At 70.9% G+C, this 11,767-nt stretch carries 6 protein-coding genes; 3 read left to right on the top strand and 3 right to left on the bottom strand.

The window, feature by feature from the left end; all coding sequences use genetic code 11:
• Positions 1 to 98: 98 nt before the first annotated feature.
• The 3 genes from AC2XR2_RS05140 to AC2XR2_RS05130 all read left to right on the top strand — a co-directional run bounded on the left by AC2XR2_RS05140 (position 99) and on the right by AC2XR2_RS05130 (position 5,811).
• Complete coding sequence (locus AC2XR2_RS05140) at positions 99 to 2,780, top strand: MGH1-like glycoside hydrolase domain-containing protein (protein ID WP_491514402.1); 2,682 nt, start codon at positions 99 to 101, stop codon at positions 2,778 to 2,780.
• Complete coding sequence (locus tag AC2XR2_RS05135) at positions 2,777 to 4,222, top strand: alpha-amylase family protein (RefSeq protein ID WP_381304155.1); 1,446 nt, start codon at positions 2,777 to 2,779, stop codon at positions 4,220 to 4,222. Before AC2XR2_RS05140 ends, AC2XR2_RS05135 begins: the two co-directional genes overlap by 4 nt.
• Before the next feature lie 107 nt (positions 4,223 to 4,329).
• Positions 4,330 to 5,811, top strand: coding sequence for an MFS transporter (locus AC2XR2_RS05130; RefSeq protein WP_491518413.1), 1,482 nt, complete (start codon positions 4,330 to 4,332; stop codon positions 5,809 to 5,811).
• On the opposite strand, the gene AC2XR2_RS05125 is transcribed toward AC2XR2_RS05130, so the two are convergent.
• From AC2XR2_RS05125 to AC2XR2_RS05115, 3 genes are all read right to left on the bottom strand, one after another.
• On the bottom strand, positions 5,780 to 6,550 hold the full coding sequence (locus AC2XR2_RS05125) for a response regulator transcription factor (protein ID WP_381304157.1): 771 nt from the start codon (positions 6,548 to 6,550) through the stop codon (positions 5,780 to 5,782). The two genes, AC2XR2_RS05130 and AC2XR2_RS05125, sit on opposite strands and share 32 nt — an antisense overlap.
• Before the next feature lie 187 nt (positions 6,551 to 6,737).
• Positions 6,738 to 9,641, bottom strand: coding sequence for a glycosyl hydrolase 115 family protein (locus tag AC2XR2_RS05120; protein ID WP_491518412.1), 2,904 nt, complete (start codon positions 9,639 to 9,641; stop codon positions 6,738 to 6,740).
• A 188-nt stretch (positions 9,642 to 9,829) separates the two neighbouring features.
• Entirely contained in the window at positions 9,830 to 11,695 is a 1,866-nt protein-coding gene (locus AC2XR2_RS05115; protein ID WP_491514401.1) for an NlpC/P60 family protein, read from the bottom strand.
• Positions 11,696 to 11,767: the final 72 nt, after the last annotated feature.

The following is an 11,767-nucleotide window of genomic DNA, read 5'->3' as shown; positions in this document are numbered from 1 at the left end:
ACGGTGATGCCCGCTTCCATACAGCTCATCACTCTTGCGGCCCGCTTCTCCCGGGCCAAGTCTGGACGCATGTCCCGGACGGCGAGGAGGACGGGCGGATGACGACTGGAAGCGGCACACCGGACGCCGAGCGCCGGAGGCTGGCCGAGGCCGACGCGGGCACGGCCCCCTGGCGGCGCTGGGGGCCGTACCTGAGCGAACGTCAGTGGGGCACCGTCCGCGAGGACTACAGCGAGAACGGCGACGCCTGGTCGTACTTCACCCATGACCAGGCCCGCTCCCGCGCCTACCGCTGGGGCGAGGACGGCATCGCCGGGATCAGCGACGACAAACAAAGGCTGTGCTTCGCGCTCGCCCTGTGGAACGGCCGCGACCCCCTCCTCAAGGAACGGATGTTCGGCCTGACCAACGCGGAGGGCAACCACGGCGAGGACGCCAAGGAGTACTGGTTCCACCTCGACAACACGCCCACCCACTCGTACATGAAGTACCTGTACAAGTACCCGCAGGGCGAGTTCCCCTACGGCGACCTCGTCGCCGGCAACCGGGCCCGCGGCCGGAAGGACTTCGAGTACGAACTCCTCGACACCGGCATCTTCGACGAGGACCGCTACTTCGACGTGTTCGTCGAGTACGCCAAGGCAGGACCGGAAGACCTCCTGGTCGAGATCACCGCGCACAACAGGGGCCCCGACGAAGCGGTGCTGCACCTCCTGCCGACCCTGTGGTTCCGGCACACCTGGTCCTGGGCGGGCGGCACCGCGGTCCCCGCGCTGCACGCCACGGACGGGGCGATCCGAGCCGACCACGAGGAGCTGGGCCCACGGTGGCTCCACCACCACGGCGAAACGCTGTTCACCGACAACGAGACCAACAACGAGCGCGTCTTCGGCAGCCCCAACACCACCCCGTACGTGAAGGACGGCATCGACCGGTACGTGGTTCACGGCGAGACGGACGCCGTCAACCCCGCCGGCACCGGCACCAAGGCCGCCGTCCACCACGTGCTGACGATCCCTGCCGGGGACAGCACCCGCATCCGACTGCGCCTCACCGACACCGAACGCACCGACCCCTGGAGCGAGTTCGACGCCGTGCTCGACGTCCGCCGCGCCGAGGCCGACACCTTCTACGCCGGCATCACCCCACCGGCCATAGGGGAGGAGGAGCGGCGACTCGTCCGCCAGGCCCTCGCCGGAATGCTGTGGAGCAAGCAGTACTACTACCTCGACGTGGAGCGCTGGCTCGCCGAGCACGGCGTGGACCCGCTCGCCGCCGACCCGCGCATCCGCAACAGCGCCTGGTACCACATGGTCAACGACGAGATCATGTCGATGCCGGACACCTGGGAGTACCCCTGGTTCGCCGCATGGGACCTCGCCTTCCACACTCTGCCCCTTGCCATGGTCGACATCGGCTTCGCCAAGTCCCAGCTCGACCTGCTGCTGCGCCGCCTCTACCTCCACCCCAACGGTCAGATCCCCGCGTACGAATGGAACTTCGGCGACGTCAACCCGCCCGTGCACGCCTGGGCGGTGCTGTTCGTCTACGAACTGGAGAAGCACCGCACCGGCCGCGGCGACCGCGCCTTCCTGGAGAACGCCTTCCAGAAACTGACGAAGAACTTCACCTGGTGGCTCAACCGCAAGGACGCCGACGGCAACAACGTCTTCCAGGGCGGCTTCCTCGGCCTCGACAACATCGGCGTCTTCGACCGCAGCGCGCCCCTGCCCACCGGCGGCCAGCTGGACCAGGCCGACGGCACCGCGTGGATGGCCCTGTACTGCCAGAACCTCCTCGACATCGCCATCGAACTCGCCGTGGAGAACCCGGTCTACGTCGAGCAGGCGCAGATGCTCTTCGAGCACTTCGCGTGGATCGCCGTCGCCCTGAACCGCATCGGCAAGGACAACGCCAGCCTCTGGGACGAGGAGGACGGCTTCTTCTACGACGTCCTGCGCCTGCCCGACGGCAGCGCGACCCGCTTGAAGGTGCGGTCCCTGGTCGGCTTGATACCGCTGGCGGCGACGAGCGTCATCGGCGGCCGGGCGGACCGGGCGTTTCCCGAACTCGTGGAAGGAGCACGGGACTTCATCCGACGGCACCCCGCCGTCGAGGCCTTCGTCGCACAGCACGCGGGAGCCGACCCCACCACCGACGGCCGCTACCTGTTCGCCCTGTTCGGCGAGGACCGGCTGCGCCGCATCCTGGCCCGCATGCTCGACGAGGACGAGTTCCTCGGCCCGCACGGCATCCGGTCCCTGTCCAAGTACCACGCGGAGCGCCCGTACACCTTCGACGTGCACGGCCAGGAGTTCGGCGTCGGCTATCTGCCCGCCGAGTCCGACTCCGGCATGTTCGGCGGGAACTCCAACTGGCGCGGCCCGGTGTGGTTCCCCATGAACATCCTGCTGATCCGCGCCCTGCTGAACCTCCACGCCTACCACGGCCCCGACTTCACCGTGGAGTGCCCGACCGGTTCCGGACGCCGGCTCAACCTCTACCAGGTCGCCCGTGAGATCTCCGACCGGCTCACCGCCACCTTCCTGCCCGGCACCGACGGCGGACGGCCGGTGCACGGCGGCCAGTCGGTGTTCGCCAAGGACCCGCACTGGAAGGACCTGATCCTCTTCTACGAGTACTTCCACGGCGACAACGGCGCGGGACTCGGCGCCTCCCACCAGACCGGCTGGACCGGCCTGGTGGCGGCCACCGCGACCCTCTTCCACACCATCAGCGAGGAGGACTGGCACCGGGGCGGACGGGAGTCGCTGTCATGACCGTGATCCACGAGATCAACACCCGCGTGTGGCTCGGTGAGCTGAGCCGTCGTCATGGCCGTCACGTGACTCTCGGGGAGGTGCCGGAGGAGGCCTGGGACGCCTTGGTGCTTCCCGGCGTCGACACGGTCTGGCTGATGGGCGTGTGGGAGCGCAGCCCGGCGGGACTGCGGATCGCGTTGAGCGACGAGAGTCTGACGGCCTCCTTCCGGGACGCCCTCCCCGATGTCACCGAGGCGGACATCGCCGGATCGCCGTACTGCGTGCGGAACTACGTCGTCGATCCCCTGCTGGGCGGCCCCGAGGGCCTCGCCGCCGCCCGCGTCCGACTCGCCGCCCGCGGAGCGAGGTTGCTCCTCGACCACGTCCCCAACCACATCGCCCCCGACCATCCCTGGCTCTCCGAGCGCCCCGACTGTCTGATCCGGGGGAGCGCGGAGGATCTCGCCCGGACCCCGGCCGACTTCCTCGAGACCGGTGGACAGGTCGTCGCCCGCGGCCGCGACCCCTACTTCCCGCCCTGGCCGGACGTCGTCCAGCTGAACGCCTTCAGCGAGGCACTGCGCGAGGCGACCGTGGAGACCCTGGTGTCCATCGGCGACCAGGCCGACGGCGTGCGCTGCGACATGGCCATGCTGCTGATGAACGACATCTTCGGCAAGACCTGGGGGGACCGCGCGGGCACGGCCCCGGCCGAGGACTTCTGGCCGTACGTCATCCCCCGCGTCCGCGCCCGCCACCCCGGTCTCCTCTTCGTCGCCGAGGCCTACTGGGACCTCGAAGCGGCCCTCCAGCAGCAGGGCTTCGACCACTGTTACGACAAGCGCCTCTACGACCGCCTGCTGCACGAGGACGCCGACTCGGTCCGCGCCCACCTGGGAGCAGACCTCACCTACCAGAACGGGCTCGTCCGCTTCCTGGAGAACCACGACGAGCCCCGGGTCGCCGCGGTGATCCCCCAGGACCGGGCACGCGCGGCCGCCGTGGCCGTCGCCACCCTGCCCGGCGCCACCCTGTGGCACGAGGGCCAGTTCGAGGGCCGCAGGGTGCGACCACCCGTGTTCCTGAGCCGCAGGCCCGAGGAGCCCGTCGACGAACCCCTGCGCGCGTTCTACGGCCGCCTGCTGCCCGCAGCCGCCACCGTGCGCCGCGGGGAGTGGCGGCTCGTGACCCCGGTGGGCTGGCCGGACAACGACACCCACCGTCATCTCCTCGCCTGGACCTGGACCCACGCCGACGCCCGTCACCTGGTCGTCGTCAACGACTCCGACCGCCCGGCCCAGGCCCGGCTGCCTCTCCCGTGGGACGACCTGCGCGGACGGGTGCACCGCCTGACCGACCTGCTCGACGGGGCGGTGTACGACCGTGACGGAGACGAACTGGCCGACTCCGGACTGTTCGTCTCCCTGCCGGCCCGGGGATGTCACGTGCTCGGGTGGTGAGTGCCGCGGCACCGGCGTACGGTCGTACGGAGACCATGAGCACCGACCCGCAGGCAAGTTCTGCAGCACGGACCACCCCACCGGACTCCGGCGGCGGTGGCAACGTCATGGCCCTGCTGGTCATCGCGTCCTGCCAGCTGATGGTGGTGCTCGACATCACCATCGTGAACATCGCGCTCCCGGACATCCAGCGCTCCCTGGACTTCTCCACGACAAGCCTGGCCTGGGTGGTCAACGCGTACACCCTCACCTTCGGCGGACTGCTGCTGCTCGGCGGCCGGGCCGGGGACATCCTCGGCAGACGGCGGGTGTTCGTCTTCGGAGTGCTGCTGTTCGTGCTCGCCTCCCTGCTCGGCGGACTCGCCCAGAACGAGGGGCAACTCCTCGCCGCGCGCGCCCTCCAGGGCGTCGGCGGTGCCATCGCCTCCCCGACCTCGCTCGCGCTGATCAGCACGACCTTCCGTGAAGGCCCCGAACGCAACCGGGCGTTCGGGGTGTTCGCCGCGGTCTCGGCGGGCGGCGGCGCGATCGGGCTGCTGGCCGGCGGAGTCCTCGTCGAGTGGCTGAACTGGCGCTGGGTGCTCTTCGTCAACGTCCCGATCGGGCTGCTCATCGCGCTCGCCACGCCCCGCTGGATCCGCGAGTCCGAGCGCCACCCCGGCAACTTCGACATCGCCGGCGCGCTGACCGCCACCGCGGGCATGGTGCTGCTGGTGTACGGCTTCATCCGGGCCGCCCAGGAGGGCTGGCGGGACACGCTCACGCTGTGCTCGTTCGCCGCGGCGGTCGTCCTCCTCGTGCTGTTCGTGCTGATCGAGAAGCGGTCCCGGCAGCCCATCACCCCGCTGCACATGTTCGCCGACCGCAACCGCGCGGGCACCTACGGCATCATGCTGTGCCTCGCGGCCGCCATCTTCGGCATGTTCTTCTTCCTGACGCTCTTCGTGCAGAACGTCCTCGACTTCTCGCCGCTGGCCACCGGGTTCGCCTTCCTGCCGGTCAGCGCGGTCATCGCGGTCGGCGCGGGACTCGCCTCGCGGTTCCTGCCGGTCTACGGGCCCAAGCCGTTCATGGTGATCGGCGCGATCCTCGCGGCGGCCGGACTCGCCTGGCTCACCCTCACCGACGTCCACTCCACCTACGCGGGCAGTGTCCTCGGGCCGATGCTCGTCTTCAGCCTCGGCATGGGCATGGAGTTCGTCTCGCTGACCCTGATGGCGCTCTCCAACGTGCGGAACGAGGAGACCGGCGCGGCTTCCGGACTCCTCAACGCCACGCAGCAGGTGGGCGGTTCGCTGGGGCTGTCCATCCTGGTCACGATGTTCGGCACGGCCAGCACCAACGAGGCGGAGAAGCAGGTCCCCCGCTTCCTCGCGCAGGCCACCCCGGCCGAGCGCCGGATCTTCGAACGCACCGGTCAACTCCCGGGCTCCTGGGGCGACGAGGTCCTCACCGCCGGAGCCTCGGCCGCCTTCGTCATGGCCGCGATCTTCACCGTGGTCGCGGCCCTCATCGCGATCGTGGTCATCCAGGTCCGCCCCTCCGACCTGGAACGCCTCAAGGGCGGGCCGCCGCTGCCGCAGGGATGAGCCCGAGCCGCTGCGCGTGCAGGACCGTGCTGACACGGTCGTGGGTGCCGAGCTTGCGGTAGATGTTCGCGATGTGCTTGTGGACCGTACGCTCCGATATCCCGAGTCTGCGGCCGATCGACAGGGCGGTCAGCGCGTCGCCGAGCAGGAGCAGCACGGTCGTCTCCCGGGGCGTGAGCGCCAGGTCCGCCGCCTCCTCGGACGGGACGTCGAGTCGCCGCAGGAGCTGCCGCTGCTCCTCGACGGCGGCCAGCAGCGGCTGCAACTGCTCGGCGAGGCGCAGCTCGTCGTCGCTGAAGTCCCGGCCGGAGCGGTAGACCATGCACCCGGTGATGGGGGTGGTCGAGCGCGGCAGCGGGATCCCGAGCACATGGTCGACGTCCAGGAGGTCGTCGAGCAGGCGGGCCGTCGGGCTGCCCGGCCAGGAACGACCGGCCACCCGGCCGGCGGTCACCGGCGCCCGGTCCGGTCTGCTCGCGTAGTGCGCGGCCAGCGGATAGCCCGCGCGCAGCAGGCCGGTCTCCTCGTCACCGAGCGCCGTGAACTCCGCGGTGACACCGGGCGACAGCCCGAGGGTGCCCTCGCTCTCGTTCCAGTTGTCCAGCTTGTAGATCAGGGCGTCGCCACCGCACAGGGCCGGCAGTTCGGCCGCCAGCAGGGGCCACAGCCGCTCAGGGTCGCGTTCGTGGAGCGCGGCCACGGCGACCGACAGCACCCGCTCATACGCAGTTGTACCCATACCGGCCCAGTACCTCGCTGACCCACACTTCATCCGAGCAACATCGAAGTTGTCGACATAACTCCAGCACATCGGCGCTCCGGCAGCCGCAGCGGGGGAGACCGGGCACGGGTGGGGATGCCTGGGTCTCTCCTTTTTCGTGCGGGCCGCCGGCACGGGGGACCGGCGGCCCGCACGGGAACCGGACCTACTGGTCCGGCGCCTCCAGAACCGAGCCGGTGACGGGTTCGGGGTTGAAGACCGGATGGAAGCTCTCCGGCGGCGCCAGATAAGTGGCGGGCAGACCACCGGTGTCGATCACGATCTGGTCCACCGCGATCGCCGGATCGACCATGAACACCCGCAGCACATGTTCCCCGGCCTCGGCGACCGTCACCGTGGCGGTGAGCCGCTCGACACCGTCCTCCACCTGCCGGGCCCAGGCGTCCCCGCGGTTGCCGGTCGCCACGGCCTGACCGGACAGCACGGTCACCGGCTGGTCGTCCAGCCCGACGGCCACCCGGCGCCGGCCGCGCTCGTCGAGCGAGGGCAGCCGGAACAGGGTGACGGGGAAGGTCCCGGTGCTGCTGAAGTGCACGCGGTAGCGCAACTCGGGGGCGCGGGAGGCGAAGTCGGCGGTGATCGGGGCGGCCGTGGACGGCACGGCCTCGACGGCGCCCGTACGACGCCCCAGGCCCCCTACGGTCCGCCAGCGGCGCCCGGCGCGCGCCACCCGCCGGTCGGCGTGCGCGGCGTCGATCGACACACAGCCGTGCGCCTCGGCGAAACCACGGGCCCTTCGTGGACCGTTGACCACCCGCAGCGACACCTCGAAGCGCTGCCCGGCGCCGGTGACGACGACCGTGGCCTCCTGCGCGCCCTCGGGCGTCCGAGCCCAGTCGATCTCCACCCACACCCGCCGCTGCTCAGTCAGCGAGCCACCGGCCGTGCTCAGCACGACCCACGGGTGACTGGCCTCGGCCGCCCAGCCCACCGGCAGGAAACCGGTGTTGAAGACATCGACGAAGCGCCGGTCACGGGTGTACGACGAGAACGACAGCGGACGGCCCGCCCCCCTCTCGTTCCCCTCGGCCGCCACGCCGAGCCCGGAGGTCTCCTGCCGGGCCACCCTGGTGACGGCCGGCCGCCCCGGCGCCTTCGGGATCTGGGACGGGTACGGATTGACGAACCCGTCCCATTTCCCGCCCGCCACCTCGGTGTTGTACCGGGTGGTGAGGGCCGCCTCGGCCGAGTGCGCGGCGAGCGCCAGGTCCGCGAAACGGTTCGCGCCGGCCCCCCGGCCCTGCCGGACCGCGAGGGCGTTGCGGTCCGCCCAGTAGTACTTCAGGTTCATCAACCAGGCCCCGTGCACCGGGTATTCGACCAGCTCGTAGAAGGCGTCCCGATAGGCCTCCGGCACTTCCGCCCCCACCGCCCGGACGCGGGCGAGGAGCTGTTCGTACGCCGCCATCCGGCGCCCCGCCTCGTCGCCGTGGTGGACGACGGAGACCAGTCCCGCGGCGATGAACTCGGGGCGCAGCTCCCCGGCGAGGCGGTAGTACTCCGTGCGGATCGACGCGATCTCCCGGGCGTGGCGCCGACCGAACTGCCGCCCGTACCACTCGGCCAGGAAACCCTCGACCTCGCCGGACTCCCAGCGGTCCACGTCCCACGCCATGTCCATCGCGAAGGACAGACCTGTCTCGATCGACTTGAGGTCCCCCACGTTGAAGATCCACATACGGTCGGTGCCGTGCTCGTACACCCTCCGCAACTCCTGCCAGACCTTGGCCACTTGGGTGGTGTCCAGCCAGAGGTAGCTCTTCGGGCGGCCCCAGTAGGAGAGGTGGTAGTAGATCCCGTTGCCGCCCGGCCGCGCCCGCTCCGCGTCGTTCGGCAGCTGGCGCATGTTGCCGTGGTTGTCGTCGGGCCAGATCAGGGTGACGTCGTCCGGGACCTGGACACCCGCGTTGTACAGGTCCAGGACCTCCTTGTACGGGATGAAGATCTGCGGCTCGGCGGCGGCACCGACCTCTTCGGCGAGGATCCGGCGCTGGTCGGCGATGATGTCGTTCATGACCACGACCTTCTCCGGGATCGTGGGCGCGTACTTCGTCTCCAGCGCGCTGTCGTGCAGACCGCGCATGCCGAGCGTCCAGCTGCTCTCGTACGCCGCGTTCTGCCTCGCCCGTGCTCTCCAGTAGTCGGAGATGACGGCGGGGTTGACCGTGTAGTCGTAGACCGGCGCGGTGCCGTCCGCGTTCGGGTGCTCGGCGATCCACGGCTCCCACTCGTGGACGCCGTTGCGCAGCAGGGCTTCCGGGTGGCTGGAGCCGACGACGATGCCGTAGCGGTCGGCGAGTTCGGGGTTCTCCCGGTACTTGTTGAAGAAGTCGGAGTACGGATGCATCGCGGGCCACAGGTAGTTGGCCTTGAGACGGAGCAGCAGCTCGAAGACCCGCTTGTACGTCTCGGGGCCGATGTTCTTGTCGGGCTCCTGGGTGCGGTGCGACCACGTGGTCATGTTCTGCTCGTCGTTGATGAAGACGCCGCGATAGCGGACCGACGGTTCCTGGCGGGTGAAGGGACCGGCGGGGACCGTCACGGTGTCCCGGTGCTCCACGGGGACGTCGGCCCACCAGTACCAGGGCGAGACCCCGATGCGCTCCGAGGTGTCGTAGATCCCGTAGACCGTGCCGCGCCGGTCGCTGCCCGCGATCACCAGGGCGCGGCCGACACCGGGGAACGGGCGCTCGACCACCCGGGTCACCGACGCCTCCCAGCGGCCCTTCACCCGGGAGACGTCCAGGCGGCCCCGCTTGACGAGGCGGTCGATGGCGGGGCTCGCGCCGAGGGTGCCCACCAGGACGAGCAGCGGGGCGCTTCGGGGGAGCGTGGGGAGGAGCTCGGGTCTCGCTCCCGAGACCCGTTCCACGTCCGCCTGGAGGTCGCCGGCCGCGCGGACGACGGCGGGGTCGTCCGCAGCGTCCACGAGGACGGGGACGGCCGTGCCGTCGGCCACCAGCGGGAAGTCGGGGTGGTCCGCGGCGGCGGCCCGGGCGTTCCCCGGGGTCAGGGCGGGGAGGAAGGGGGCCGCGCCGACGACGGCCATCCCCCTCAGGAAGGACTTGCGGGTCCATTGCTGGTGCGGCTGCTCGTGCGCCACGAGACGCTCCCCTGGTTGGCATGGTCAGGCCAGAAAGCGCTTTCTCGATCACCCTAGGGGAGGGGTTCCTGGGGCGTCCAGGGGTGTGCGTGTGTCGTGCGAGGTCTCTTGGCGCCGGACCGGCCTCGTCGGGGTCAGGCGGGTCGGACCGCGCCGCGGATGATCGACTCGCCGGTCGGGTAGATCGACTCCTCACGGATCGACGCCCCCGGGCCCGGCGCGTGGATCATCATGCCGTTGCCGGTGCACAGGCCCACGTGGCTGAAGTCGTCGTGGAAGAAGACCAGGTCGCCGGGTTGCATGGCGTACAGCGGAACCGCCGTCCCGGTGCTCGCCTGGCCGAGGGAGGTACGCGGCAGGGAGACCCCGGCGACCTTCCAGGCGGCCTGGGTGAGACCGGCGTTGTCGTACGAACCCGGGCCCGCCGCGCCCCAGACGCAGGGCTTGCCGATCTGGGAGCGGGCGAAGGCGAGCACCTGGATGACCTTCGAGTCGTAACCGGGGTCGGCGGTGGGGAGGGAGGCGGGGGCGGCGGTCTGCTGTGGGGTCTGCCACTGCGGTTCGGGGGAGCGGGGGGAGGGGATGGTGGGGAGCGCGGGGGCCGGGGCCGGGGTGGGAGCCGGGGCTGCGGTGACCGTGGCGAGCGGGGTGCCGAGGTCGGTGGCGTATTCGGCGACGCGCGGGCTGGGCTGGGGGGCGTAACCGGGGAGGGGGGCGCTGAACTGGCCTGTGCTGTCGGGGAGGGCGGTGTTGAACTGGCCTGTGCTGTCGGGGAGGGCGGTGTTGAACTGGCCTGTGTTGCCGGGGAGGGCGGTGTCGAACTGGCCTGTGCCGCCAGGGAGGGCGGCGGGGGCTTGCGGGGTGTACTCGGGCAGGCCGGCGGCCCATTGGCCGGTCCGCTTGGGGAGACCGGTGGCGAATTGGCCGGTGTACTCGGGGAGGGCGGTGTTGAACTGGCCTGTGCTGTCGGGGAGGGCGGTGTCGAACTGGCCTGTGCTGTCGGGGAGCGCGGTGTTGAACTGGCCCGTGCTGTCGGGGAGAACGGTGCTGAACTGGCCCGTTCTGTCGGGCTGACCGCTGCTGAGCTGGCCGGTGTACTCGGGCAGGCCGGTGGCGACCTGGGTGGGGTATTCCGGGACGCCGGTGGGGAGTTGGCCGGTCTGGTCGGGGAGGCCGGTGGGGTACTCGGGGAAACCGGTGGTGAGTTGGCCGCTGTACGCCGGGACACCGGTGCCGGTCCGGGTGCCGTGGCCCGGGAGGGGCGTGCCCGTCTGCGTGCTGTACTCGGGGAGGCCGGTGCCGGTCCGGGCGCCGTAGGCGGGGAAGCCCGTGCTGGTCTGGGTGCTGTACTCCGGGAAGCCCGTCTCGAGCTGCGGGGTGCCCACGGTGGGTATCTCGCCGGTGCCGGTGAGGGGCTGCGATGCCGGATCCGGTGCCCAGGCGGGGGACTGGTCCGGTACGGCGGCGAGGGCGGCCGGTGCCGTCCGAGGTGCGGCCGGCAGGGCGAGCATCGGCTTGGCGGTCAGCTCGGGCAGGGGCTGCTCGGCCGGCTTCGGCGCACGTGCCGCGGGGGCCTCCGCGGGCCGCTGACGACGCGTCTCGGCCGCCGGGGCCGGAACCCGGTCCCTCGGCAGGGTCGCCTCGACGAACGGGCCCAGCTTCGCGCGCCCCACTCCGTACCACTGCTTGGCGAGGGCGGCGAGCGAGGGATCACCCTCGGAGCTGCGGGACCCGCCGGTCGCCGCGGGGGTACGGCCGCGGGTGCTGGACGCCGTACCGGCCGCGCGGGTGGCGTTGTAGGTACCGGAGTCGTTCTCGGCGCGGTCGTAGAGGTTGGTGATCCGCCGGTTGACCTCGTCGCGGCTGGGGCCCTCGTCGGCGGCGGCGTTCCCGGTCTGGGACAGCAGAGCCGCGGAGGCCATCGCGGCCGTCGCGAGCGCGGAGTTGCGCTTGGCCGGGAGGCTGGACCCTCCATTGCGCGAAGTTCGATCCGGCGCCATGAAAGACATGCCCCTTCCGTCGTGCTGTTCGTCGTAAACCTAACGAACTTGTGAGGCTCGCGTGAAGATTGA

Source organism: Streptomyces sp. LS-MS-L19 (assembly GCF_058382285.1).
This window is presented reverse-complemented; position numbering and strand designations above follow the sequence as displayed.